The sequence below is a fragment of the Pseudarthrobacter sp. TE9888 genome (assembly GCF_056279345.1).
In genome coordinates, this window is sequence record NZ_JBWBRD010000002.1 from 2,258,751 (window position 1) to 2,284,038 (window position 25,288).

The window sequence follows — 25,288 nt, forward strand, 5'->3', positions numbered from 1 at the left end:
GCCCTTCGGATGTGGCCTCCTCTGCATGCTCGGTCGCGTAGACGCCCGCTAAGCGGACGTGACGCTCCCTTAGACGCATGCTGCCGGAGGCCACATCCGCTGGGGCGTGCGCATGTCGCCTTTTCGGTGGTTGAGCCCGTCGAAACCTACTTATTAGCACTTAGTTAGGAACCGTCATGGCTGTTGGTGTCTTTGATCTTTTTTCGATCGGGATTGGCCCGTCGTCTTCGCATACGGTGGGGCCGATGCGGGCTGCTGCTGTGTTCGCTGAGGAGCTGAAGGCCTCCGGCAGGCTCGCTGAGGTCGTATCGCTGCGGGTTGACTTGTATGGGTCGTTGGCCGCGACGGGGCATGGGCATGGGACGATGACGGCGGTCCTGTTGGGGTTGGAGGGGTTCCATCCGGAGTTGATCCTGCCTGATGAGGTGGAGGAGCGGTTGGCCTCGATCGCGGAGACCGGGGTCCTGAACCTGGCCGGGTCGGTGTCGCTGCCGTATGGCGTCAAGGACATGGTGTTGCGGCCGTTGACGGTGCTGCCGCGGCATACGAACGGGATGACGTTCACGGTCAGCGACGCTGCCGGGGATGTGGTGCATGCGGCGACGTTTTTCTCGGTCGGTGGCGGGTTCATCGTCCGGGAGGGGGAAGAGGACGCGGCGCAGCAGGAACTGGACGCGTCCAAGGAGGTGTTGCCGCTGCCGTTCCGGACCGCGGCGGAGTTGCTGGAGCACTGCGCGGTGACCGGGCTGGGGATCGCCGATGTGATGTTCAGGAATGAGTTGGCCTCCCGCTCGGAGGAGGAGATCCGTGCCGGGCTGCTGCATATCTGGTCCGTGATGGAGAACTGCGTGCAGACCTCGCTTAAACGCGAGGGGGTGCTGCCGGGCGGGTTGAAGGTCCGCCGCCGCGCCCCGGACTGGTATGAGCGGTTGAAGAAGGAAACCGCCCGTCCCGAAGACGCCGGCCATGACGGGCAGGACCATCACGACCCACGGTATTGGCAGGAGTGGGTTAACTTGGTGGCGTTGGCCGTGAACGAGGAGAACGCCTCCGGTGGCCGGGTGGTCACCGCGCCGACGAACGGGGCGGCCGGGATCATCCCGGCGGTGCTGTTCTATGCCCTGCATTTCGCCCCGGGCATGGACCAGGCAACCCAGGCCGACCGGGACGGTGTGGTGGTGCGGTTCCTGCTCGCCGCCGGCGCGGTCGGGGTGCTCTACAAGGAACAGGCCTCGATTTCCGGGGCCGAGGTCGGTTGCCAGGGCGAGGTCGGCTCGGCGTCGTCGATGGCCGCCGCGGGCCTGGCCGAGGTCATGGGCGGCACGCCCGCGCAGGTGGAGAACGCCGCGGAAATCGCGATGGAACACAACCTGGGCCTGACCTGTGACCCGATCGGCGGGCTGGTCCAGGTCCCCTGCATCGAGCGGAACGCGATCGCCGCCGCGAAAGCGATCAACGCCGCGAAAATGGCGCTCTGGGGCGACGGCACCCACCGCGTCTCCCTCGACGAAGTCATCATCACCATGCGCGAAACCGGCAAAGACATGTCCGACAAATACAAAGAAACCGCCATGGGCGGCCTCGCCGTCAACGTCGTCGAATGCTGACCCAGGGTGCCTAGTTATGCACTGCCGCCCACCAGTTGAGGCTGGCCGCGAACACCAGCCATGAGATGTACGGCAGCAGGAGTAACCCTGCCATCCGGCTGATGGGACCGAAATGCAGCACCGTCACCGTAACGGCAGCAATCAGGGCCAGGATGATTGCCAGGCCCAGCCACAACGCCGGCGTCCCGAGGGCGGGATAGAGGGCGAAGAACGCCGGGGTCCAGGCCAGGTTGAGGGCCAGCTGAATGCCGTAAACCACCATGGCCTGCCGTGTCCCCTCGGAACGTTGGCGCCATACCAGCCACGCTGCCAGGGCCATTGCTGCATAGAGGATGGTCCACGGGGCCGAACACGCCGTTGGGCGGGGACCACGGGGCCTTGTCCGCGCCGGCGTACCAGCCAGTGACGTTTGCCGCCGAGGCGAAACCGCCCAGCGCCGCCACGAGCAGTGAGGCCAGCAGGAAACCGGCAAGCCCGGCCGCCTGCACGGCTGCGCTGTACGGCCGGCTTCCGCCTCCCGCGGCAGCCATGCTTTGTTCCCCGTCCGGCTTCATACCCCAACCCTTGTTGACCCTGCTGAGCTCCGTCAAGGTGGCACGCCACAACCCGGGTGACGTCGCCCTGGGAATGCTCAAGAAAAGCCGGAGCCGCCCGAGGCTTTAGACTTGAGGCTGCATGTCCGCACGCATCCAGAAGTACCGAAACCGCGCACAAACCCGATTGGACACGGCCCCCTTGCGAGAATTCACCGCACGTTTTGCCACAGCCGAGGAAATTGAGAACTGGGACAAGCACGTCACGGCCAACCCGAACGGCGGCAACATGCTGCAGTCAGCCGCCTACGCATCGGTCAAGAACGGAAGCGGCTGGAAAGTCCGGTTCCTGGTGCTGGAAAGCGGAGGGAACTCCAGCTACAACCTGGTCCTGGAAAAGAGCTTTCCCGTCCTGGGCCGGCTCTGGTACCTCATTAAGGGCCCGGACCTGGCAGGCGCAGCAGACCTGGGAGCTGCCCTCAAAGCGTGCGCCCGGTTGGTCCGCAGCAGGAAGCTGAACGTCTTCACCATCAAGGTGGAACCGGACATCATCGACTCCGACGATGCGCGGCGGGAGCTCGCAGCGGCCCACCTGGCCAAGGCCCCCAACATCCAGTCCAACGACTCCACCGCCCTGCTGGACATCGCCGGCACGGAAGAGGAAGTCTTCAAGGCCATCTCCTCCCGCGCCCGGAACGCCATCCGGCGTGCAGAGCGTGAGGGCTGCCAGGTGGTCCGGCAGGAGCACGGGCCGGAAACCTACCGGGCGTTGTACGACCTGATGGCCAACACCGTCAGCGCAAAGGGGTCCATGCCGCTCCGCAGCTACGACTACTACGCCCAGTTCTGGGACGAATTCTGCAACCGCGGCCAGGGCAACTTTTTCTTCACCTACGAGGATGGGAAACCCAGCGTGGGCGCCTTCGTCATCAACTACGGTGCCAAGGCCACTTACAAGGACGGCGGCTCCACGCAGAACCGCAAGCAGTACGGGGATTCGCACCTGGTGCAGTGGACCGCCATAAAGCGGATGCAGGAACTGGGCTGCACGGAATACGACTTCTGTGGAACCCCGCCGGCTGCGCGCATCAAGGACAAGACCCACAACCTCTACGGCATGGGGATGTTCAAGACCAGCTTCACCAAGACCGTCACCGACTTTGTGGGCTGCCACGACTACGTCCTGTCCCCACTCCGGCACCGGCTCTGGGTCAACGGCGGGGAAAAGGTGTTCCGCCGGATCGAAACCGCACGCACCGGCCAGCAGTTCTACTGACCAGCTCCCCCCAGCGCCAACACCCAAGCATCCGCCGGGCCGCACGCACCTGTGCAGCCTGCCCCGAACACCGTCCGCCCCGCGAGCCCCCCGGCCGCGAAGAGTCGAGAAGAAGGTCACCCCTTGAACACAGTTTCCGCCGCTACCGGGCTAGAATACGCCAACCTCAGCGACGCCGACTTCGAGGCCTTCGCCCTGAAGCACCCGCAGAACAGTTTCCTGCAGTCCATCGACTTTGCCCGCTTCCAGCGCGCCCGCGGCCAGCAGGTGGAACTCTTCGGGGTGCGGCGCGACGGCGAACTTGTCGCCGTCGGAAAGCTCAACTTCACCACCACCCGGCTGGGCTACACCGTCTGCGAATGCGCCAAGGGCCCCCTCATGGACTACACGGACCGCGAACTGGTGGGCGCCGTCGTCGGACTCCTCCGCAAGCACGCGGCCGCCCGCAAAGCCGCCGAGCTGCGGATCTCTCCCAACATCCGGTACATCGCACGGGACGCCGACGGCGCGGAGCAGCCGGACGTCGAAGACAACCGGCCGCTGGTGGCAGACCTGGAGCGACTGGGATTCCAGCACCAGGGCCTGGACATGAACTTCGTCAACGTCAACTGGATGTTCATCAAGAACCTGGTGGGGATCCAGGACGCCGAAGAACTGATCATGGGCACCAGCTACCGGACGCGGAAAGCCATCCGCAAGGCGGAGAAAAACGGCGTGTTCCTCGAACAGGCCACCCTGGAAACCCTTGACGATTTTTACGGCGCCCTAAGCCGCGCCGGCGACGAAAAGGGCTTCGTGTACCGCGAACGCGCCTACTACGAGAACCTGCTCCGCACCACCTCCGCGGAATTCACCAAGCTGATGATGGCCAAGATCGACATCCCTGCCTACCGCAAGTCCATCACCGAACGCCTGGCCGCGGAGTCAGCCACGGCAGCCGAACTCCGCCGCGAGGTTGAGGAGACCGGCAGCAAGAAGAAGGCCAACCGGCTCAAGGTGGTCCAGGACCTGGTGGACAGCTACGAGCGGAGCCTGAAGGACATCGAGCGGTTCCCCGACTCGGTTGGAACGGCAACCGTGGCAGCCATCCACTTCGTTTGCTACGGCGACGAGGTGGTGTGCGTCATCGGCGGCACCGTCCAGGACTACATCTACTTCAACGGCGCAACCTCCCTCTACTGGGGAATGATGCTGCACGCCCTGGAGAAGGGCTACCCGCGCTACAACTTCTACGGCACGTTCGGCATCTCCGGGCAGGACGAGGAAGGCCACGGCGGCTACGAGTTCAAGAAGGGCTTCGGCGGTGAGGTGGTCCAGCTGGTGGGCGACTTCGTCCTGCCGGTGCGCCCGGCCGTCTTCCATGCCAACAAGCTCGCCAGGTCCGCCGCGGCGGCCGCCCGCACACTGCTGGGCAAACTGCCGCTGAAGCGCGCATCCTGACAGTCCATCAACCGCGCACAGGGAGGAAACGGGCATGACCAACCGGCCCGAACGGCCAGGGTCCAGGCCGACAACTGACGGCCTGCCCAAGACTGAGCCGCTGACCCCTGCGCAGCTCCGGCAGGATGCTGCGGCCAAGCGGATGCTGCGCCGCCTGGTCCAGGGCGAAAACCCTCCCACGGCCCCGTTAAGCATTGTGGACCGGTTGGCTGGCAGCCCGTACGCCAACCCCACCATCCAGGTGGGCGGCGTGGACACCTCAGCGCGCAAAACCCTGGACTTCGCCCTGCACCTTGCGGAAACCATGTTCCGTTACGGCGCCGGAGCCCTCGAAGTCGAAACCAGCATCATCGCCGTCACGGCGGCCCTGGGGCTGAAGAACATCGAGGTGGACATCACCAACCAGTCCGTAGGCATCAACTACGCACCCAAGGACCAGACCCCCATCGCCCTGCTGCGCGTGGTGCGGTCATGGACCAATAACTACGCAGGCCTGGCCAAGGTGCACCAGCTGGTCACCGACATCGTCGCCGGCGGCGTGGGCCGTGACGAGGCGATCCGCAGGCTCAACGAGGCCATCACCAGCCCCAAGCCGTACCCCCGGTGGATGGTGACCGTGGCGTTCGGCATTTTCGCGGCGGTCTTCGTGGGAGTGCTGGGCGGCGGCCTGGTGTCATCGGCGATCGCGTTCGCGGCAAATATCGGGATCAGCCTGCTGGCCCGGCAGCTGGGACGCTGGCGGGTCCCTGACTTCTTCATCACCGCCAGCTGCTCCTTTGTGGTCACCATCCTGGCGCTGCTGCTATGGCAGCTGGGGCTCACCACGTCACCATCAATCGTGGTGGTGGGCGGCATCCTTCTGCTCCTGCCTACCGGCCGCCTGGTGTCCTCCGTGCAGGACGCCATCAACGGCTTCCCCGTCACCGCGGCGGGCCGGTTCCTGTCCACCCTCCTGACCTTCGGCGCCATCGTGGCAGGAATTGCCGTTGCCTTTGTCGTGGGGGAGCTGACCGGGCTGCAGCGCATCGACGTCACCCAGACTTTCCCGCCCGCCTACGACCTCTGGGTCCTCATTCTCTTCGTGGCGGCAGCCGTGATGGCTATCGGCATCACGGAACAGACCACCTGGAAGCTGCTGCTGCCCACGGCAGCGGTGGGTGTCGCCGGTTACCTGGTGCTGCTCGGCTGCGGGCTGTTGGGTATCGGTGACCGGTTCGCCCCTGCCATCGCCGCCGTCATCATTGGCCTGCTGGCCCGGGTGGTGGCACTGCGCATGGGTGCACCGCAGCTCGTGGTGGCAGTGCCCGCGGCGCTGATCCTGCTGCCTGGCCTCACGATATTCCGGTCAATGTATGTGCTCACCGTTGAGGAATCCGAGGTCCTGGCGGGCGCCGGCGGGATGCTCAGTGCCGGCGCCATTGTGCTGGGCACGGCAGGGGGCATCGTCCTGGGCGACGTGCTGGCGCGTCCGCTGACCCGCAGCCTTGCCAGCAACGAGCGGCGCCGGGCGCGCCGCCGCTAGCAACAAGCTAAATCTGCCCGACCGGAAGTTTCTTCTCAGCCTGGAACACGTCCTCCACCCGGCCCTGGGCCCAGTAGCCGGAGAGGGACACCTGGCGGCGTTCCAGGCCGCGCTGCTTGAACAGGACCTCCCGCAGCGCCTTCATGTAGCCGCGTTCACCGTGCGCAAAGACGTCCACGGTGCCGCTGGGCCATTCCGCGTCCGCCAGGGCGTTGACCAGCAGGTCGCTGGAACCGGCCGGCGTGCCGTTGCGGGGCAGCCAGGTCACCTGCAGTCCCGCAGGCGCCGAAAGGGGCTGGATGTCGGCTTCGGAGCCGACCTCCAGGAAAGCAAGGCCGGTTGCCCCCGCCGGGAGGGCCTCGATGCTGGCGGCGATGGCGGGCAGCGCCGCTTCGTCACCGGCAAAGAGATACCAGTCTGCCCCGGGATTGGGGTTGTACGCACCGCCCGGACCGGTGAACGTCAGGGTCTCGCCAGGCTGGGCCTTGGCCGCCCAGGGACCGGCGAGCCCTTCGTCGCCATGGACCACGAAGTCGATGGCCAGTTCCCGGGTTTCCGGGTCCACCCAGCGCACCGTATACGTGCGGGTGAAGGGCCACTGGTCGCGCGGCATCGTTTCCCGGACGACCTCCAGATCCAAGGGGGAGGGGTATTCCACATCCGGCTGCGGGAAGATGATTTTGACGTACCGGTCAACGAACCCGTTGTTGACGAAATCGCCAAAACCCTCTCCACCGGCCACCACCCGGACCATGTGCGGGGACAGCTGCTCCTTGCGCAGCACGGTGAGGTTGACCTGCGGACGGCTCTTCTTGGTTGCGCTGGTGGCGGCGGGGACATTGCTCATAGGGCAAGCCTAGCTAGGGCAGCGGCGGGAGTTCCCAGGTTACGTCCGCTGCCCCTTGGTCCCGGAGCAGTTGGTTCACGCGGCTGAACGGCTTCGAGCCAAAAAACCCGCGGGACGCGGACAACGGACTGGGGTGGGCGCTGGTGACGGCCGGCGTGCCGGCAAGGAGTGGCCGGACCGCCTCAGCCTCCTTGCCCCACAACAGGGCCACCAAGGGCAACCCCGACCCGTCCGGCGCCTTGCGTGCGGCCAGCGCGGTGACTGCCGCCGTCGTAATTTCCTCCCAGCCCTTGCCCCGGTGTGAGCCGGCCGCGCCCGCCCTGACGGTAAGGACCCGGTTCAGGAGCAGCACGCCCTGGTCCGTCCACGCCGACAGGTCGCCATGGATGCGCGGGGGAATGCCCAGATCGGATTCCAGCTCCCGGTAGATGTTCATCAGGCTGCGGGGGAGGGGGCGCGTGCGTGGGTCGACGGAAAACGACAGGCCGACGGCGTGTCCCGGCGTGGGGTAGGGGTCCTGGCCCACGATGAGGACCTTCACGCCGGCGAGCGGCTGGCGGAATGCGCGCAGGACGTTCGACGGCGGCGGCAGGAGCTGGTGCCCGGCCGCCTCCTCGCCTGCCAGGAAGGCCAGCACCTTCCGCAGCTGGGCTTCCACGCCCTGCAGCGCCGAGGCCCAGTCCGGTGCCATGAGCTCCGCGAGCGGCAGCTTTGCCAGGCCGGCAAAGCTGAGCGTGTCCGCCGGGTCCTGCTGGAGCTCAAACAGCGCATCCGATTCAACCATCGTTCCATTGTCGCAGGGACATGTGGAGCCGGGCATCATGCGGTGGCGGCGGCCGCAGCCGAATGACACCGCTGTTATTCGGCGGCTAGCATAGGGGTAAGACATTGACCGTAACCAGCGAAGGAGTGCGCCGTGGCGGAACCGGCCCGGGAACACCTGCCGGAGCAGGACCCGCGGAAGTCCCTCCTGGCGGACTTCATCCTCCGCGAGTCCTCCTTGTCAGAGCGCGAACAGCAGATGCTGGCCCTGGAACGGCAGTGGTGGAAGTACGCGGGAGCCAAGGAACAGGCCATTCGCGACCTCTTTGACCTCTCCGCAACCCACTACTACCAGCTCCTCAACGCACTGATCGACCGCGAGGACGCCGTGGCCCACGATCCCATGCTGGTCAAGAGATTGCGTAGACTACGTACGTCGCGCCACCGTGCGCGTACTGCCCGGCGCCTGGGATCCGACGCTTAAGAACGCCCCAGGCCGGGACAACAGCCGCAATCAACAAGGATGTCCTTCCACCATGACCAGATACGCCCGCGATGAATTCGACAAGGTCCCCGAGGCCGCGTCGCGACAAGGTGTCCACCGGACGGCTTCGGCCCCGTCCCGGGTACGGCTTTGGCCCATCCTGGCGGTAGGAATGGCAGCCCTTGCCATTGGGCTGGTGTCCTTCCTGATCCTTCCCAAACTCGGCTTCAACGCCACCGCGAGCCAGGCCTCCGCAAGCGTGGAGTCAGCCCCGCTGCCCGGCACCGGATCCACGCCCACGGCCACGCAGGCTGCCGGCTCCGCCGCAACGGGGACGCCCACGCCGTCCGCCGCTGCCGGGCCAACCCAGGGCAGTGAGCCAGAGCCCACGTCCTCGGCCACCCAGCAGGCCGTGGTCGACAGGACGCAGGCAGTGGCTGTCTACAACGCCGCCGGCACGGCCGGGCTGGCCAGCCGGGTAGGCGGGACGGTCCAGGCGGACGGCTGGCGGCTCGGCCCGGTGGGCAACTGGTCCGGCGCCCCGCAAAAGTCCTCCGTGATCTTCTATGCCGGCCCGCAGCAACTGGCAAGCGCCCAGGAACTCGCCGGGCTGCTGAATATCCCCACCGTTGTGAGCAGCACCGAGTTCCAGGCACCGCTCGTCGTGGTCCTTGGCCCGGGTTACCGGTAGCCGCACACCGTCCCGTTACGCCGGTCTGGTCTCCACCCGGCCCCCGATGGAAAGAGTTGTTGATCATGGCACTGGGAACCGTCAAATGGTTCAACGCTGAAAAGGGCTACGGCTTCATCACCGTTGACGGCTCCGGTGACGACATCTTTGTCCACTGGTCCGCCATCCAGGGGGAGGGGTACCGTGCCCTGGCCGAGGGACAGCGGGTCCAACTCGACGTCGGCGAGGGTGAAAAAGGTCCGCAGGCGGAAAACGTCCGGCCCGCGCAGTGATGCCCGCCTTGCGTCCCGGAAGCCGTGTCATGCCGGTCCTCGCGCTCTCCCTGGGAGTTGTCCTTTCGCTGGGTGCATGCGCCGGCACCGGCGGGAACGCCAGGGTGGAACCGGCCGAGGCGTCCGGCGACGGTGTGCTCCGGGTGGGCGTGGTCCTGGACAACGCCGGTGAGAACGCCTTCCTCAACGCCCCGCAACTGGCTGCCGCCAAGCTTGCCATCCAGGACATCAACGCCGCCGGCGGGCATAAAGGCCGGCCGGTGGAGCTCCTTCCGGTGCACCCGGACGAGGACGCTGCCAAGCAGGCAAGCGACGCGGCGGCCGCCAAAGCGGACGTGGTGATCGGGCCCACCGACTCCAGCCATGCCCCGGCAGCGGCGGATATCCTGTCCCGTGCACGCATCCCCCTGATCTCTCCGGCCAATACCGCTGCCGCTCTTTCCGGGCTGGCCAGCGGCGGCTACTACTTCCGGACCGCAGCAGCCGACGTCGCGCAAGGGCCCGTGCTGGCCAAACTTGCCAAGGACGCCGGCGCCGCCACGATCAGCGTGCTGTACCAGGAAGGCACCTACGGCAAGGACCTCTCGGCAGCCGTCACGGATGCAGCCAAAGGGTCCGGACTCACGGTCCTGCCGGGCGCCGGTTTCAAGGCCGGTGCCGCCGCGGAAGCCGCCCGCTCCGCCTCCAAGGCCAAACCGGACGCCGTCGTCCTGATTGCCCGCGAGGGTGCACAGGGCGCGCTGGTGGAACTGAACAATGCAGGCCTTGCCGGCTCCCGGATCATCCTCAGCGACGGCGCGTTTGCCCGCTACGGGTCCGGGCTCGCACCCAGGACACTCGAAGGCGCCCGCGCCGTGGTTCCCGGACAGCTGCCCAGCGCTGCGTTCCAGGCGAAACTGCTGGCCGTCGACCCGGCACTCAAGGATGTCTCCTTCGCCGCTGAAACCTACGACGCCGTCACGCTGGCGGCCCTCGCCGCGGCCCGTGCCCAGGATGACGCCGGACGCTCCATTGCCGCGAACCTGGTCCCGGTCTCCGGGGGAACGGCTTCTTCCGGTGCCGGTGCCGGTGCCGGCACGCCGGCCGCTCCCTGCCTGAGCTACAAGGAGTGCCTCGGCGGCCTTGCGGGCAGCCCGGACATCAATTACGACGGCGAATCGGGCCCGGTTGCCTTCGATTCCAACGGGGACATCACCTCAGCCGCTTTCTCCGTGTACACCTTCGGGGCTGACAACAACCCCTCGCTGTCCGGCCGGGAGACGTCGGGCCACTCCGGCTGATCGCCCTGGGCGAAGCGGCCCCGTCCTGCGGCGCGTTACGCGTCTTTTCGCTTGCACTCTCACCTGGGGAGTGCTAATTATTGACTTAGCACTCTGACGCACCGACTGCTAAAGCAACGCCTGGTTCCGGCCGGCAGCGCACGGCAGCGGTCGACGAGCGAAAGAAACACCTCACTTCAGTGAGATCCCCGCCCGGAGGCATACAGAGGCCGCCGGCAAAGGATCGTCCGTCGCGGGCACTGCAGCGAAGGTTCATTCTTAACGACTGTCCCGAAAGGACTATTGCCGTTATGGCCAAGATCATTGCATTTGATGAAGAGGCACGCCGCGGCCTTGAGCGTGGCCTGAACACCCTCGCCGACGCCGTTAAGGTCACCCTCGGCCCGCGTGGACGCAACGTCGTCCTCGAAAAGAAGTGGGGCGCCCCCACGATCACCAACGATGGTGTTTCCATCGCCAAGGAGATCGAGCTGGACGATCCTTACGAGAAGATCGGCGCCGAGCTGGTCAAGGAAGTTGCCAAGAAGACCGACGACGTTGCAGGCGACGGCACCACCACGGCAACCGTCCTGGCCCAGGCCCTGGTCAAGGAAGGCCTGCGCAACGTTGCTGCCGGCGCCGACCCGCTGTCCCTCAAGCGCGGCATCGAGAAGGCTGTTGAGGCCGTCACCGCCGAACTGCTGAACTCCGCCAAGGAAATCGAAACCAAGGAAGAGATCGCGGCCACCGCCTCCATCTCCGCCGGTGACGACGAGATCGGTGCCCTCATCGCCGAAGCCCTGGACAAGGTGGGCAAGGAAGGCGTCATCACGGTCGAGGAGTCCAACACCTTCGGCCTGGAGCTGGAACTCACCGAAGGCATGCGCTTCGACAAGGGCTACATCTCCGCCTACTTTGTCACCGACGCTGAGCGTCAGGAAACGGTCCTCGAGGATCCGTACATCCTGATCGTCAACTCCAAGATCTCCAACGTCAAGGAACTGGTTGCTGTCCTGGAAAAGGTCATGCAGTCCAACAAGCCGCTGCTGATCATTGCCGAGGACATCGAGGGTGAGGCCCTGGCCACGCTGATCGTGAACAAGATCCGCGGCACCTTCAAGTCCGTCGCCGTCAAGGCTCCGGGCTTCGGCGACCGCCGCAAGGCCCAGCTCGCCGACATCGCCGTCCTCACCGGCGGCCAGGTCATCTCCGAAGAAGTTGGCCTCAAGCTGGAGACTGCCGGCCTGGAGCTCCTGGGCCAGGCCCGCAAGGTTGTTGTCACCAAGGACGAGACCACCATCGTCGAAGGTGCCGGCGACGCCGACCAGATCGCCGGCCGCGTTTCCCAGATCCGCGCCGAGATCGAGAACTCCGACTCCGACTACGACCGCGAGAAGCTGCAGGAGCGCCTGGCCAAGCTGGCCGGCGGCGTTGCAGTCATCAAGGCCGGAGCCGCAACCGAGGTTGAGCTCAAGGAGCGCAAGCACCGCATCGAAGACGCAGTGCGCAACGCGAAGGCTGCCGTTGAAGAAGGCATCGTTGCCGGTGGCGGCGTGGCCCTGATCCAGGCCGGCGCCAAGGCATTTGCCAACCTTCAGCTCTCCGGCGACGAAGCAACGGGCGCCAACATCGTCCGTGTTGCCATCGACGCGCCGCTGAAGCAGATTGCCTTCAACGCCGGCATGGAGCCGGGCGTGGTTGTCGACAAGGTCCGCGGCCTGCCCGCCGGCCACGGCCTGAACGCAGCAACCGGTGAATACACCGACCTGCTGGCAGCCGGCGTCAACGACCCGGTCAAGGTAACCCGCTCTGCCCTGCAGAACGCGGCGTCCATCGCCGGCCTGTTCCTCACCACCGAAGCAGTGGTTGCTGACAAGCCGGAGAAGGCTGCAGCCCCCGCCGGTGGCGACGACATGGGTGGCATGGGCGGCATGGGCGGCTTCTAAGCCTCCCCGGCCGGGACCCTGCCCGCCAAACCGCAGAATGCGGCTCCCTCTTCGGAGGGGGCCGCATTTTCGTTATGGCAGGGGAGCCGATGAGGGCCGGGACGGCATCCGGTGGACACTCTTGCGAGGGAGCGGGGCCGGGTGTCGGCCGCTTCTGGCAGGATGGACCAGTGACGATTACTGCAGCGGCTGATGGTTCGGCCTTGGGAAACCCCGGCCCGGCCGGCTGGGCCTGGTATGTGAACGACGATTGCTGGCGAGCCGGCGGCTGGCCCCATGGGACCAACAACCAGGGGGAGCTGATGGCCGTCCTGGATCTCCTGCGCGCTACCGCGCACCTGCCGGGGGAAGACCTGCGCATCCTCTGCGACAGCCAGTACGTGATCAATTCCATTACCAAATGGATGCCGGGATGGAAACGCAAAGGATGGCGCAAGGCCGATGGCAAGCCCGTCCTCAACGTGGAACTGCTGAAGGAACTCGACCGCGAACTGGCCGGACGCACCTACACGTTCGAATGGGTCAAGGGCCACGCCGGGCACGACCTCAATGAAGCTGCCGATGAACGGGCCAGGGCCGCGGCCACGGCGTACCAGCAGGGAGTGGCGGCACGGTCAGGCCCAGGGTTCCCCGGCGGGCACCACCCGGGGGCCGCCGAACGTCCGGCGGCGGCGCAGGCGGCGTCAGGCGTCGGCGTCCCGCCGGCGACGCTGGATATCCCGGCTCCCGCGCCGGCCCGTTCCGCGGCGCCGGTGCCAGCCTACGAGGAACCCGACCTGTTCAGTGAGCTGGACAATGAAGCCCTTGAAGTGGCGGAAGCAACCCAGCAGGCGGGCTCGATTCGGCCCGAAGCACTGGTGGAAGAGCTCGAACGTGAGCTGCTGGGCCCGCTGGTGCGGGGCGATATCGGGCGGACCGCCGTCCTTCTCCACCCGGACTTCATGGAAATCGGCAGTTCGGGAAGGGTGTGGACCCGGGATGCCATGATGATGGCCCTGGAAGAGGACCCGGGGGAACGGACCGATATTGAAATCCTGGGTGCAGAGCGCATCGGCGCCGCCGCGGTCCTGCTAACCTACCGAAGCTTTGCGCGCTCCGGCACGACGCTCCGCAGCTCGCTGTGGGTCCTTGACGGGGGACGCTGGCGGCTGCGCTTCCACCAGGGAACCCCTGAGGCCTGACCGCCAAGTCAGCTGAACCGCTGGGCGTTGCCCTGTTCGGCCTGGGCGTAGGTGGCGGCGGCAGAGGCAAGGGCGGCATTGATGGATGCCAACGACGCCTCCACCCGGCCCTGGGTGATGGTCCACTCGGTCACGAGCGCCTGGAAGTTGGTGGCTGCGGAACCCCGCCAGGAACCCTGCAGTTCGTCCAGCCCGCGCTTCATGGCGTGGACATCGGCGCTGATCCGGTCCACGGTGGCCTGCACGTTGGCGGACTTTAGCTGCAGCAGGTCTGTATCGACGGAAATGATGCTCATGGCTCTGCCTCTCGGATACGGCGGGGCTGCCCCCGTGCCCGGCGGTTCCGGGCTACTGGGACGAGCCTATGGAGCCGTGGCAGGCGCGGGCCATGGCCGGCCGGCTATATGTGGATAACCGATCCGTCGCCGCCCCTGGAACCGGCAGTGCTGCCGTCCGCTTCTTCCTGGCCGTCTCCTCCACCATCGCGGGGTGCGTCGTCCCGACGCGGCAGGCTGACCACCAGGGTGGCGCCGCCGCCGTCGGTCTTTTCCACCCGCACCGTCCCGCCGTGGGAGCCCACGATTGCCGCCACGATGGCCAGGCCCAGGCCACTGCCGCCGGTCTCCCTGGTGCGGGACGTGTCAGCCCGGTAGAAGCGCTCGAAGACCTTGGCTGCGTCCTCTTCCGAAATGCCGGGCCCATGGTCCCGTACCTCGATCACGGACCGCTCCCCGCCACCGGTTCCCCGGACCCCGACAGCAAGTTCGATCGGGCTCCCCTCCGGGGTGTAGCGCAGGGCGTTGCCCACGAGGTTTCCCACCACCTGGCGCAGCTTGGCCTCATCACCGAGCACGGGCGCCGGTCCCGCCGGGCCGCCGTCGAGCCCGGTCAGGGAGATCGCCCGGGAACGGTCGCTTGCCTGGGTGTCCACTACGGCATCGTGCGCAATCAGCTGCAGGTCAACCGGCTTTTGCTGCAGCGGGCGCTGCTCGTCGAGGCGGGCCAGCAGGAGCAGGTCCTCCACCATGGACCCCATGCGCTTGGCTTCGCTTTCGATCCGGCCCATGGCGGTGGCCACGTCTTCGTCCGTGGCCAGGGCGCCGTGGCGGTACAGCTCGGAGAACCCCCGGATGGTGACCAGCGGCGTGCGGAGCTCGTGGGACGCGTCCGCGGCGAAGCGGCGCATCCGTGCCTCCGAGGCAGTCCGGGCGGCGAACGCAGTCTCGATATGCGCAAGCATGGCGTTCAGGGAGCTGCTGAGGCGGCCCAGTTCGGTGGTCGGGTTCTCCACTTCGACGCGGCGGGAGAGGTCCCCGGCGGCAATGGCGGCCGCCGTCTTCTCCACCCTGGCCAGCGGGCGGAAGGAGCGGGACACGGTCCAGCTGGCAATGAGCGAAGCCAGCAGCAGCGTCAGCAGGCCTACCCCGGTAACCACCAAGGTGGCATGCTTCAGGACGTCGTCCACGCTCTCCAGGGGCAGCCCAATGACCACGACGGCAGTGGTTTGCCCGTTCTGGACCGTCACCGCCACTACGCGCCAGTTCTCCCCGTCCGTCCCGCGGACCTGGAAGGGGGCAAGATCCCTGGCCTGGGCCTGGTCGACCGTGATGGCGCTGATGTCCGGGTGGTCGTCGGGGTCGCCGCCGAAGGTATACGGCTGCTCTCCGGGGGCGAAGAACATCAGCGAGTAATCCGTGGGAATCGGGCTGGGTGCCTGCAGCTGGGTGAAGGAGCGCTGTTTCCGGGCAGAGTCGACGGCGGCGTTCAGTTTGTCATCCACCTGGCCCTGGAGGTAGCTGTGCAGCAGCGTCAGGGTGACCGCGCCGGTCACCGTCAGGGCCACGATCAGCAGGGCCATGATCATGGCCACCAGCTGCGACCTGAGGGAGGCCGACTTCCACCGCTTCAGCAAGGTCAGCGCTTTTCAGCCGTCCGCAGGACGTAGCCCACGCCGCGCTTGGTCTGGATCAGGGCCGGCGCCTCCGGGTCGATGTCCACCTTCCGCCGCAGGTAGGAAATGTAGGACTCCACAATGGACGCGTCGCCGTTGAAGTTGTACTCCCAGACGTGGTCCAGGATCTGCGACTTGGACAGGACCCGGTTGGGGTTGAGCATGAGGTAGCGCAGCAGCTTGAACTCGGTGGGGGACAGTTCGATGACAGTTCCGCCGCGCCGCACCTCGTGGGCGTCGTCGTCGAGCTCCAGGTCGTCCACCCGGATGACGGCGTCGTCGTCCAGCAGGGGCTGGGTGCGGCGGAGCACGGCCCGGATCCTGGCCACCACTTCGTCCAGGCTGAAGGGTTTGGTGACATAGTCGTCACCGCCGACCGTCAGGCCGGTGACCTTGTCCTCGGTGTCGTCCTTGGCGGTCAGGAAGAGGACAGGGAAGTGCTTGCCGGAGGCACGGAGCCGGCGGGTCACGGTGAAGCCGTCCATGTCGGGGAGCATGACATCCAGCACGGCCAGGTCAGGGGCGTGGGTATCGGCAGCGGCAAGGGCATCGCGGCCGTTGGCGGCGGAGACCACTTCAAAACCGGCAAACCGCAGCGACGTGGAGAGGAGCTCGCGGATGTTGGGTTCATCATCGACGACGAGCAGCCGGGCTTCTGGACCGTTCTTGTTCATGTTCCCATCATGCTCCCAGTCTCTGGGAGTTGTCTGGATATTCGTTGTGAGCATGATGGAGGTGGGCTTGCGGTTACCAGTCCATGGTTCCCGGTTCGCCCTTGAACGGGCCCACCACCCGGCTGGTGATCCAGCCGCCATAGAAGCGGCCGGGCTGCGCCTGGACCCGTTCCCCGTCCACCTCGCAGTAGTCCATCCGGCCGGGGTAGACGGCCACCCGGTCGGCGAGGGCCTCGAACCCGGACGCCGGCTCGGGGTAGGACCAGGCGGCGCCCTCCGCTTCCTTCCCGCCGCCGCGAACGGTGAGGTACTTCGCCGAGCCCTTGAACTCGCAGAAGCTGCTGCCCGACGCAGGCTCCAGCGCGTCCTCGGCGAATGCCGACCTGGGGACGTAGTACACCGGCGGATGGCTGGTCTCGAGAACCCGCAGGGAATCGGTGGTGTCCAGGATCAGCTCCCCGCCCAGGACGATGCGTATCCGTTCGCTGCTGGGTTCAATCCGCGGCGGCCTGGGATAGTCCCATACGGACTCCTGCCCGGGCCCGGGGACGGCCGGAACGATTCTTGTAGTCATGGTTCCAGTGTGCGTCCGCGTGCGGCGTTCCGCACGCGGGAACCCAATCCGCGTCGAGAACGTTCCGCTTCCGGCATCTTCCCCAGCCCGTAGTGCGGGAATACAGTGATGCTTGCCGGACGGTCAAGCCCGGCACCAGCGCTCCACAGGACCACCGGCAGCTGCTCCCTGCCGCCCCGGTGGCTCCTTCCAATAGCGGTAGTTATCCGATAGCTCCTGGCCCATCGAAGGGGATCGACCATCATGACTGACCTGAGTGCCACTGAAAAACCCGCTGCCAGTGAACGCAGCATCCGGGACTGGGCGGACCTTGCCGAGGAGATGTGGTCGTATCTCACCGGCAAAGGCGCGGCAATCAATTACCAGTTCGTTGACATGACCGTGGAAGTTCCGCGTGACATCGGACCGGACGCACCGCGTGCCACCTGGAAACTCAACGGAAGCCTGCGCGTCACCACCAGCGACCGGGACGCGGCAGGATCGGATTCGAACCGCGGTTGACGGACATGACGGAGAACCGCCTGGACATCGATTTGGATTTCTCGTACACGGACGAGTCCGGGGCGGTCAGCAACGGGCGTGCCACCGCTGCCGGTACTGAGGTAACCGTGTCCCTGGACCGACTGGCGCCATTGGCAGGCGCTGGACTGCCGCCCCTGGAGGAGATCCGGCCGCTGGCGGACCTGCTGGCCCGCAAGGGGGTCAGCGTCACGGTGGCAGGTCCGGATGGAAACATTGTCAGCCTTGGCAAGGTGGACGCACCGGCATCACAGCGGTTGGTGACGCGCTCGCCGCATATCAAGCTGGGCAACCTCGGCTCACTGCTTCCGCTGCTCCGGCAAGGCAGGCGGCGGCCCAGGGGCGTGCCCCTGCTGCCCCCGTCCACACCGTTTCCGCTGGTCCCCACTGTCCAGCGGAAGATCATCCGGCGCATCACCACCACCCACTACGCCCGGGGCGGCGGCCGGCCGCGGCTGATCTTTGTCCAGGATGCCGCGACCTGGACCGGCCAGATCCCCCGGGAGGTTGCCCTGTCGGAGGACGTCACCACGATTGGCAGCGGTCCCGGATCCGATGTCGAGCTTGAGGGCCTGGAAGAACTCCACGCCGAGATCAGGCACGACGGGCAGGATGAATACGTCCTGGTGCCGCACGGGCCGGTCAGCGGCAGTGTGTCCATGACCGGTCCCTCGGTCCTGCGGACCGGAGCGAGGATCCAGATGGGGCAGTGGTGCCTGGCCTTCTTCCGCGAGGAGTTTGCCGATCACGGCCGCCCCTATGGTGGCAGGAGCGGCGGTGAGCTGGCGTATGAACGTCCGCAGCTTGATCCCCGGACGGGAACCATAGAGCGGGACAGCTCCGAATACATCCGCTAGGAGTGGTGCACGCTGCGGACTACTCCGCGGCGTGCACGTCCTTGGCGTCCATGATCCGGTAGGCGTAGCCCTGCTCGGCAAGGAACCGTTGGCGCTTGGCGGCGAACTCCTGGTCCAGGGTGTCCCGGGCCACCAGGGAGTAGAAGCGGGCGGCGCGGCCGTCCTTCTTGGGCCGCAGCAGCCGGCCCAGCCGCTGGGCCTCCTCCTGCCGTGAACCGAAGGAGCCGGAAACCTGGATGGCCACGGAGGCCTCCGGCAGGTCGATGGAGAAGTTGGCCACCTTGGAGACCACCAGGGTCTGCAGCTCCCCGGCACGGAAGGCGTCAAAGAGCTTCTGCCGGACCTTCACCGGGGTGTCACCCTTGATGACGGGTGCCTCCAGGCGCCCGCCGAGCTCGTCCAGCTGGTCGATGTACTGGCCGATGACCAGCAACTGCTCTCCGGCGTGCCGGGCCACCAGCTGTTCCACCACCAGCGTCTTGGACTCGGACGTGGCGCAGAGCCGGTACTTGTCCGCGTCGTCGGCCATTGCATAGGCAACCCGCTCATCCTTGGGCAGGTCCACGCGGACCTCCACGCAGTCCGCCGGTGCAATATAGCCCTGCGACTCGATGTCCTTCCACGGCGCGTCGTAGCGCTTGGGCCCGATCAGGCTGAAGACCTCGCCCTCGCGCCCGTCCTCCCGGACCAACGTCGCGGTGAGCCCAAGGCGCCGCCGGGCCTGCAGGTCTGCGGTCATCCGGAAGATCGGTGCCGGCAGGAGGTGGACCTCGTCATAGATGATCAGTCCCCAGTCGTGTCCGTCCACGAGTTCCAGGTGCGGGTAGATGCCGCCACGCTTGGTGGTGAGCACCTGGTAGGTGGCGATGGTCACCGGCCGCACCTCCTTGAGCGCGCCCGAGTACTCACCCACCTCCTCCTCGGTGAGGGACGTGCGCCGGAGCAGTTCGTCCTTCCACTGCCGGGCTGCCACGGTGTTGGTTACCAGGATCAGCGTGGTGGTGGAGCCGGTGGCCATCGCGGCAGCTCCCACCAGGGTCTTGCCCGCGCCGCAGGGAAGTACCACCACTCCGCTGCCGCCCGCCCAGAAGTTCTCGCTGGCCAGGCGCTGGTAGGGGCGGAGCTCCCAACCGTCCTGGTTGAGGGAAATAAGGTGCGGGGTGCCGTCCACATAGCCGGCAAGGTCCTCCGCAGGCCAGCCGATCTTCAGCAGCAGCTGCTTGAGCTGGCCGCGTTGGGAGGCGTGCACCACTACCGTCTCGCCGTCGATCCTGGGCCCCAGCAGCGGTGCGATCTTCTTGGCGCGGATCACTTCCTCCAGGACCGGGTAGTCATCCGTGCGCATGACCAGGCCGTGGCGGGGATCCTTTTCGAGGCGCAGCCGGCCGTACCGGGACATGGTTTCCTCGACGTCGATCAGCAGGGAATGCGGGACCGGGAAGCGGGAATACTTCAGCAGGACGTCCAGGACCTTTTCCGCGTCCAGCCCGGCGGCGCGGGCGTTCCACAGCCCCAGCGGGGTCAGCCGGTAGCTGTGCATGTGCTCGGGTGCCCGTTCCAGCTCGGCGAAAGGCGCGATGGCGTGCCGGGCCTCGGTGGCCAGTTCGTGGTCCACCTCGAGGAGGATGGTCTTGTCGCTTTGGACGATCAGGGGTCCGTCGGTCACGCGGGGAATCCTTTACTGGCGCAGTTCCTCTGCAGCCTCGATGTCGATGATGCGGTGCACGGACAGGACCCGCTCTGTGTCCTTTGCGGGATCGAACACCCGGACCCTGCCCCCGCTCACAGAGAGCGGAACAACGATTTCCAGGCTGGCATTCCCCAGGCTGTCCACCACGTTCATGTGGATCCGCTGCTTCAGCCGGATGGCCCTTTGGAGTGCCTCAAGCCCCAGCTGGGTGGCTGCCTCACTGCCGGCAGCGGTGCCGGAAAGATGTCCGACGCCGGGACCCGCCTTCCGCAGCACCGCCAGCTGGGCTTCAACGTCCTCCGCCGGCGGCGCCATCCTGGGTGCGGTGTAGACGGGGCGGGTGCTTTCCTGCGCCGGGGCGGCACGGCGCAGGTGGGCGGGTTCAGCGCCGTCCACGGACGGGGACAGCCCGAGGCTCCGGAGGGCGGCGGCGAGTTCACGCGGCGGCGACGACGACGTGACAACGGTTGGTGACAACCTGGCCAGGCCCAGCTGGGCGGCCTTGGGCCCTGCCAGCAGCTCGTGCAGGGCAGCTTCGTCATCGCTTTGGATGAAGCTGGCGGCCTGGCCCACGCGGAGCCTGCCATGCCGGGAGGCCGTATCTTCCACGAGGTACTCCAGCGGCTGGGGCACCGCCGTCGCGGAGTGTTCACGCAGGAAGCCCAGCAGGCCTGCGACGTCGTAGCCGTGGTCCAGTGCCCGCTTGATGGATGCCCCGGAAAACCGGTAGATCGTGGCCGGTCCCTGCCCCTCGGCGTCGGCCATGGCCAGGAGCTTTTCGGTCAGCGCGGGAGTGAGGTAGCCGGGCGCAACCGCGGTGAGGTCGGCCTGAAGCAGCACATGGTTGAGGGCCGCCGGCAGGTGTTCGCCCAGGATGGCGAGGGCGGCATCGGGGTTGTCTTCGGCGAAAGCACTCCCCAACTGGCTCAGCGCCCCCGAGCCCACCAGGCCCAGCAGCTCCGCTTCGGCCAGCACGCCGCGGATCAGCGAGCTGAACCGCCTGGCCATCCGCGGCTGAGACCACTCGGCGCGCTGCAGGACAGCGGCGGCGTCCAGCACGGGCGCGGCACCGTCGGACGCGGACACCTCCCGGGTGAGCTCATGCAGGATTTCCAGGATCCGTTTGCGGACCACCGGAGCGTCAGGCCGCTGCGCCCCGGCGGACAGTGCGGCGATGGTGGCTCCGGCCGCTGACCGGACCGCCGCTGCGCCCGGGGCTGAGTTCACGGGCTGGCCCACCATGGACGGCACGCGTTCGCTGGCCAGCCAGGCGTTCACCAGCCACAGCCATTGTTCCTGCCGGGGAAGGACCAGCCATTCCAGTTCGGGCGGCTGTACCCACGAGGAGGAGTCGACGTCGAGGCGGATCAGGCCGGACAGCCCGCACAGCTCCAGGAGCAGGCCGACCGCGCTTTGGTCTATCCGCAGGTGTTCGGCCAGTCGGCGCACTTCGCGGACGCCTACGCCACCACTGCGCAGTGTGGCAAGGGGGTGTTCCCGGACGGCGTGCAGCAGCTCGGAGACCAGCCGCAGGGTTTCGGAGATGGCGCTCAGGGCCGCGTTCCTGCGCAGCGCCGCCGTGGTCCGGCCAAGCTCCGGGACCGGCGGCGACAATGTGAAGTCATTGATGATCGCACCGCCGCGCAAGGCCAGTCCCACGCTGTGGGGCAGTTCCACGTGGGCTGCGTCCAGCGGAACCAGCAGCCCGCGGGCAAGGAGCCAGTCAACAGGCCCGACGTCGGCCCCTTCCGTCGTGACCGACGCTTTCCGCTGCGCCTGGGGGACGGCACCCATGGCCCAGTTCCGGAACCTGGCGAGCAGCGCCGTCGTCCGTTCCGGGGCGCCGGCGAGGATGTCCTGCAGGGCCTCCGGTGAGGACGTCCAGTGCTGAAGGGCCAGGGCTGCTTCCATGGGCGTGGTGGCATCGTGGATCGCGAAGCCGCTGCGGTGCAGTTCGGAGACCAGTTGCACCGCCCGCTGGGCGAAAGCCGGCTGCAGGCGGACCAGTTCGGTATAGCTGCGCCCCAGGCCGGCCGGATAGATTCCCACCACATCCTTGAGCGAGCCCACGGGGAGGTAGTACGGCTGGCTGGCCGCCGGTGACGGGGTGCCGTGTGGGGGAGCGGCGGGGTGCACCAGGCCGAGCTCCTGCAGGCCGGCCAGGATTCGGTCGACAGTGGCCAGTGTGGAACCGTGGATCAGTTTGTGCACGGCTTCGGCGGAGGCGCTGTGCCCGGTGTCGGTGTTGGTGCACAGGTGCAGGGTCTCGAGGACCTGCATGTGGGGACGGTTGAGCCGCTCCAGGGCGCGTTGGACGCTGACCCGGGAGCTTGCGCGGGCTGCCAGGGCAGCGAAGTCAGGAACGGAAGGGGTCATGAGGTCCGGCCGCGCGGCGAACAACGCCCGCAACGAATCGTCGCTGCGTGCCTCCAGGTCCTTGCCAAGCGCGCGAATGAGGGACATCAGTCCAACGTTACCGCTGCTGGGCCCTTCCCGCCCGCCGCCGGGCGGCAACTCCGTCCAGGACCAGCAGGAGCATCAGGATGAAAGCTACGGGAAGGCCGTACAGCGCGGTGTAGGTGATCCAGGTGGGGGCTACCGAACCGGCGAAGGCCAGGGCCATGACAGCTGCCACGGCTATCAGGGACAGCACGGCAACAACTGCGGCGAGGACCATCAGCGGCCGCCGGTAACGCGAGGGAGTCATGGACGCAACGCTACCGCGCCCGGCGCGGTGCGGGTAAAGCAGGGCCTTGCGCCTGCGGCGGAACAGTGCCGCCCAAAGCGTCGATAGGCCATGCGGCAGGATAACCTTGAAGCATACAGACCAACACGGTCCCGGTTCGCCATACCCTGAACCCGCACAACCATGCGGATGCGGTGGAGGCCGGCCGTGTCTCATGACAGCAGAACGAAGAAGGTTGATTACGTGCCTACCGGCAAGGTCAAGTGGTATGACAAGGATAAGGGCTTTGGGTTCCTCGCGGGCGAGGATGGCCAGGAGGTCTTCCTGCCCAAGTCGTCGCTGCCCGAAGGCGTCAGCGAGCTCAAAGCCGGCACCCGGGTGGAGTTCGGCGTAGCCGACGGGCGCAAGGGCGCCCAGGCGCTGGGCCTGCGCGTCCTGGACAAGACTCCCTCGATTGCCAAGGCCAAGCGCCCGAGCGCCAAGGACCTTGCCCCGCTGGTCCAGGACCTGGTAACGGTCCTGGACAACCTGTCAGGGACCTTGTCCAAGGGCAAGTACCCGGACGGCAACAAGGGCAAGGCCATTGCTGCCGCCCTCCGCAAGGTCGCCGACGAGCTCGACGTTTAGGCGCCCATGACTCCCGATTCTGAACAGCCGGGCACGCCGGTGCAGGAGCAGGCTGCCAAGACTCCGCCCAAGCGCAAGGCAGGCGTTCCCGTGTGGCGCACCGGCAAGCCGGACGCATTCCTGGCCGCCGCCGTGGACACGGCCCGGACCGCCGTGGAGGGCATCACGCCTGCGGCCACCATCGGGCCGCACCTGGCCGCCAAGAGCGAGGGCGACCGGCTGGTCACGCACCTGTTTGAGTCCAGGCTGCCCGGATACGCGGGGTGGCAGTGGTACGCGGTGCTGACGCGCAACTCCCGCTCGAAAGTGGTCACGGTCAATGAGCTGGGCCTCCTGCCGTCGGAAGATTCGATCCTGGCCCCGGAGTGGGTGCCCTGGGCCGAGCGTGTCCGCCCCGAGGACCAGCAGCAGGAGTCCGAAGCAGGCAGCCAGGAAACGGCCCCGGAATCCGCAAGCGAGGAAACAGCGGCGGAGGATCCAACGGGCGACGCCGGCACCCAGGCGGAAGCCTGACCGCACCCGTCGCCGGGAAGCCGGCCACCCCCGCCGGGGACAAACGAAAACGGCGCCGTCCGGGATGAACCCGGGCGGCGCCGTCGTATGTTGTCCTGACTGTCCTCCGCGCCTACTTCCGCAGCTCGCCCACCACGTAGTCAATGCTGGACAGCAGGGCGGAGACATCGCTTGGCTCGATGGCCACGAAGGTGGCAATGCGCAGCTGGTTGCGGCCCAGCTTCCGGTAGGGCTCAGTGTCCACGATGCCGTTGGCGCGCAGGACCTTGGCTACAGCCGCCGCATCAACCGACTCGTCGAAGTCGATGGTGGCAATGACGTTGGAGCGTTCCTCCGCCTTGGCCACAAACGGGGTGGCGAACTCGGAGGCATCCGCCCAGCTGTAGATGCGTCCGGCGGAGTCGGCGGTGCGTGCGGCCGCGAAATCCAGGCCGCCGTTGGCGTTCAGCCACTGGACCTGGGCGTCCAGGGTGACCAGCGTGGACAGCGACGGCGTGTTGTACGTCTGGTTCAGGCGGGAGTTGTCGATCGCGGTCTGGAGATCCAGGAAGTCCGGGATCCAACGGTTGGCGGCCTTGATCCGTGCGGCACGCTCGATCGCGGCGGGGGAGAACAGGCCCAGCCACAGGCCGCCGTCGGAGGCGAAGTTCTTCTGCGGGGCGAAGTAGTAGACGTCGCTATGGGCAACGTCCACGTCCAGGCCGCCGGCCGCGGAGGTGGCGTCCACCAGGACCAGCGATCCCTCGTCGGCTCCGGAAACGCGCGTGACGGGGGCAGCCACACCGGTGGAGGTCTCGTTTTGGGGCCAGGCATAGACATCAACGCCGGCCTCGGCCTGGGCCGCCGGCCGCGTGCCCGGCTCGGACTTGATGATCGAGGACGCCTCCAGGAAGGGCGCCTTGTTGGTAGCGGCGGCGAACTTGGATCCGAACTCGCCGAAGGACAGGTGCTGGGCCTTCTTCTCCACGAGGCCGAAGCTGGCGACGTCCCAGAAAGCGGTGGAGCCGCCCACGCCGAGGACCACTTCATAGCCCTCCGGGGCGCGGAAGAACTGGCTCAGCCCTTCGCGGACAGATCCCACCAGGTTCTTGACCGGCGCCTGCCGGTGCGAGGTGCCGAGGATGGTCTTGGACGCTGCTGCCAACGCATCGATCTGTTCCTGGCGGACCTTGGACGGGCCGGCGCCGAACCGCCCATCCTTCGGCAGGAGGTCGGCGGGGATCGTGATGCTGGTGTCGCTCACAGGTGCTCCAATTCGGCGGGGACGAAAGTTTGGTCCGGACGGGCGGGTCATGGCTCGGCCGGCAGCAGGCGATGGCTGCGCAGCGGGCCTTCACCATTCTGCCTGAATGGCAGGGGCGGCGGGAGCCGGCGGGC

24 protein-coding genes and 1 pseudogene are annotated in these 25,288 nt (G+C 67.0%); 14 read left to right on the plus strand and 11 right to left on the minus strand.

What is annotated here, in order from left to right; genetic code table 11:
- The first annotated feature begins 176 nt into the window (after positions 1-176).
- Positions 177-1,607, plus strand: coding sequence for an L-serine ammonia-lyase (locus ACZ9J7_RS11155; protein WP_476208829.1), 1,431 nt, complete (start codon positions 177-179; stop codon positions 1,605-1,607).
- 10 nt (positions 1,608-1,617) lie between these two features.
- Here the strand turns inward: ACZ9J7_RS11155 and ACZ9J7_RS11160 are convergent.
- Positions 1,618-2,161 (minus strand): annotated as a pseudogene (locus tag ACZ9J7_RS11160) (TspO/MBR family protein).
- A 121-nt stretch (positions 2,162-2,282) separates the two neighbouring features.
- Here ACZ9J7_RS11160 and ACZ9J7_RS11165 point away from each other — a divergent pair.
- The 3 genes from ACZ9J7_RS11165 to ACZ9J7_RS11175 all read left to right on the plus strand — a co-directional run bounded on the left by ACZ9J7_RS11165 (position 2,283) and on the right by ACZ9J7_RS11175 (position 6,378).
- On the plus strand, positions 2,283-3,416 hold the full coding sequence (locus tag ACZ9J7_RS11165; RefSeq protein ID WP_476209378.1) for a lipid II:glycine glycyltransferase FemX: 1,134 nt from the start codon (positions 2,283-2,285) through the stop codon (positions 3,414-3,416).
- Positions 3,417-3,539: 123 nt separating this feature from the next.
- Positions 3,540-4,856 carry a peptidoglycan bridge formation glycyltransferase FemA/FemB family protein gene (locus tag ACZ9J7_RS11170; RefSeq protein WP_476209379.1) on the plus strand — a complete coding sequence of 439 codons (1,317 nt, stop codon included), beginning with the start codon at positions 3,540-3,542 and terminating at the stop codon, positions 4,854-4,856.
- Positions 4,857-4,890: 34 nt separating this feature from the next.
- Positions 4,891-6,378: a threonine/serine exporter family protein gene (locus ACZ9J7_RS11175; protein ID WP_476209381.1), complete on the plus strand. Its 1,488-nt coding sequence runs from the start codon at positions 4,891-4,893 to the stop codon at positions 6,376-6,378.
- A gap of 7 nt (positions 6,379-6,385) precedes the next feature.
- Here ACZ9J7_RS11175 and ACZ9J7_RS11180 read toward each other — a convergent pair whose 3' ends face one another.
- Together ACZ9J7_RS11180 and ACZ9J7_RS11185 are read right to left on the minus strand one after the other, a co-directional pair.
- A complete protein-coding gene (locus ACZ9J7_RS11180) occupies positions 6,386-7,225 on the minus strand; it encodes a siderophore-interacting protein (RefSeq protein ID WP_476209383.1) in 840 nt (279 codons plus the stop codon).
- 13 nt (positions 7,226-7,238) lie between these two features.
- A complete protein-coding gene (locus ACZ9J7_RS11185) occupies positions 7,239-8,009 on the minus strand; it encodes a uracil-DNA glycosylase (RefSeq protein ID WP_476209385.1) in 771 nt (256 codons plus the stop codon).
- A gap of 132 nt (positions 8,010-8,141) precedes the next feature.
- Here ACZ9J7_RS11185 and ACZ9J7_RS11190 point away from each other — a divergent pair, with 132 nt between their 5' ends.
- The 6 genes from ACZ9J7_RS11190 to ACZ9J7_RS11215 all read left to right on the plus strand — a co-directional run bounded on the left by ACZ9J7_RS11190 (position 8,142) and on the right by ACZ9J7_RS11215 (position 13,820).
- The gene (locus ACZ9J7_RS11190; RefSeq protein WP_476209387.1) at positions 8,142-8,471 is read left to right on the plus strand and encodes a DUF3263 domain-containing protein; all 330 of its coding nucleotides are present in this window, start codon (positions 8,142-8,144) and stop codon (positions 8,469-8,471) included.
- 52 nt (positions 8,472-8,523) lie between these two features.
- Complete coding sequence (locus tag ACZ9J7_RS11195) at positions 8,524-9,162, plus strand: LytR C-terminal domain-containing protein (RefSeq protein ID WP_476209389.1); 639 nt, start codon at positions 8,524-8,526, stop codon at positions 9,160-9,162.
- A gap of 65 nt (positions 9,163-9,227) precedes the next feature.
- Positions 9,228-9,434, plus strand: a complete 207-nt coding sequence (locus ACZ9J7_RS11200) for a cold-shock protein (protein WP_141180812.1) — start codon at positions 9,228-9,230, stop codon at positions 9,432-9,434.
- Positions 9,435-9,463: 29 nt separating this feature from the next.
- Complete coding sequence (locus tag ACZ9J7_RS11205) at positions 9,464-10,714, plus strand: ABC transporter substrate-binding protein (protein WP_476209391.1); 1,251 nt, start codon at positions 9,464-9,466, stop codon at positions 10,712-10,714.
- A 290-nt stretch (positions 10,715-11,004) separates the two neighbouring features.
- Positions 11,005-12,639, plus strand: a complete 1,635-nt coding sequence (groL, locus tag ACZ9J7_RS11210; RefSeq protein WP_476209392.1) for a chaperonin GroEL — start codon at positions 11,005-11,007, stop codon at positions 12,637-12,639.
- 170 nt (positions 12,640-12,809) lie between these two features.
- Positions 12,810-13,820, plus strand: a complete 1,011-nt coding sequence (locus ACZ9J7_RS11215) for an RNase H family protein (RefSeq protein WP_476209394.1) — start codon at positions 12,810-12,812, stop codon at positions 13,818-13,820.
- 8 nt (positions 13,821-13,828) lie between these two features.
- Here the strand turns inward: ACZ9J7_RS11215 and ACZ9J7_RS11220 are convergent, their stop codons facing one another.
- From ACZ9J7_RS11220 to ACZ9J7_RS11235, 4 genes are all read right to left on the minus strand, one after another.
- The gene (locus tag ACZ9J7_RS11220) at positions 13,829-14,116 is read right to left on the minus strand and encodes a WXG100 family type VII secretion target (protein WP_387566527.1); all 288 of its coding nucleotides are present in this window, start codon (positions 14,114-14,116) and stop codon (positions 13,829-13,831) included.
- A gap of 104 nt (positions 14,117-14,220) precedes the next feature.
- Positions 14,221-15,732 (minus strand): sensor histidine kinase, encoded by a 1,512-nt coding sequence (locus ACZ9J7_RS11225; RefSeq protein ID WP_476209396.1) that lies wholly within the window; start codon positions 15,730-15,732, stop codon positions 14,221-14,223.
- Positions 15,733-15,734: 2 nt separating this feature from the next.
- Positions 15,735-16,445 (minus strand): response regulator transcription factor, encoded by a 711-nt coding sequence (locus ACZ9J7_RS11230; protein WP_056331118.1) that lies wholly within the window; start codon positions 16,443-16,445, stop codon positions 15,735-15,737.
- 73 nt (positions 16,446-16,518) lie between these two features.
- Positions 16,519-17,019 (minus strand): DUF427 domain-containing protein, encoded by a 501-nt coding sequence (locus tag ACZ9J7_RS11235; RefSeq protein WP_476209399.1) that lies wholly within the window; start codon positions 17,017-17,019, stop codon positions 16,519-16,521.
- A 243-nt stretch (positions 17,020-17,262) separates the two neighbouring features.
- On the opposite strand from ACZ9J7_RS11235, the gene ACZ9J7_RS11240 reads away from it, so the two are divergent.
- Positions 17,263-17,520, plus strand: coding sequence for a hypothetical protein (locus ACZ9J7_RS11240; RefSeq protein ID WP_141158041.1), 258 nt, complete (start codon positions 17,263-17,265; stop codon positions 17,518-17,520).
- 5 nt (positions 17,521-17,525) lie between these two features.
- Positions 17,526-18,395, plus strand: a complete 870-nt coding sequence (locus tag ACZ9J7_RS11245) for an FHA domain-containing protein (RefSeq protein ID WP_476209401.1) — start codon at positions 17,526-17,528, stop codon at positions 18,393-18,395.
- A gap of 19 nt (positions 18,396-18,414) precedes the next feature.
- Here the strand turns inward: ACZ9J7_RS11245 and ACZ9J7_RS11250 are convergent, their stop codons facing one another.
- The 3 genes from ACZ9J7_RS11250 to ACZ9J7_RS11260 are packed head-to-tail and all read right to left on the minus strand — an operon-like array spanning position 18,415 to position 22,792.
- Positions 18,415-20,061: a DNA repair helicase XPB gene (locus ACZ9J7_RS11250; protein ID WP_476209403.1), complete on the minus strand. Its 1,647-nt coding sequence runs from the start codon at positions 20,059-20,061 to the stop codon at positions 18,415-18,417.
- Between the two features lie 12 nt (positions 20,062-20,073).
- Entirely contained in the window at positions 20,074-22,548 is a 2,475-nt protein-coding gene (locus ACZ9J7_RS11255; protein WP_476209404.1) for a helicase-associated domain-containing protein, read from the minus strand.
- A gap of 10 nt (positions 22,549-22,558) precedes the next feature.
- Positions 22,559-22,792: a hypothetical protein gene (locus ACZ9J7_RS11260; RefSeq protein ID WP_476209406.1), complete on the minus strand. Its 234-nt coding sequence runs from the start codon at positions 22,790-22,792 to the stop codon at positions 22,559-22,561.
- Between the two features lie 222 nt (positions 22,793-23,014).
- Between ACZ9J7_RS11260 and ACZ9J7_RS11265 the strand changes: the two genes are divergently transcribed.
- Complete coding sequence (locus ACZ9J7_RS11265; protein WP_476209408.1) at positions 23,015-23,398, plus strand: cold-shock protein; 384 nt, start codon at positions 23,015-23,017, stop codon at positions 23,396-23,398.
- Positions 23,399-23,404: 6 nt separating this feature from the next.
- On the plus strand, positions 23,405-23,911 hold the full coding sequence (locus tag ACZ9J7_RS11270) for a DUF3027 domain-containing protein (RefSeq protein WP_476209410.1): 507 nt from the start codon (positions 23,405-23,407) through the stop codon (positions 23,909-23,911).
- Positions 23,912-24,023: 112 nt separating this feature from the next.
- Here ACZ9J7_RS11270 and serC read toward each other — a convergent pair whose 3' ends face one another.
- Complete coding sequence (gene serC, locus ACZ9J7_RS11275; protein WP_476209412.1) at positions 24,024-25,154, minus strand: phosphoserine transaminase; 1,131 nt, start codon at positions 25,152-25,154, stop codon at positions 24,024-24,026.
- Between the last annotated feature and the right edge of the window lie 134 nt (positions 25,155-25,288).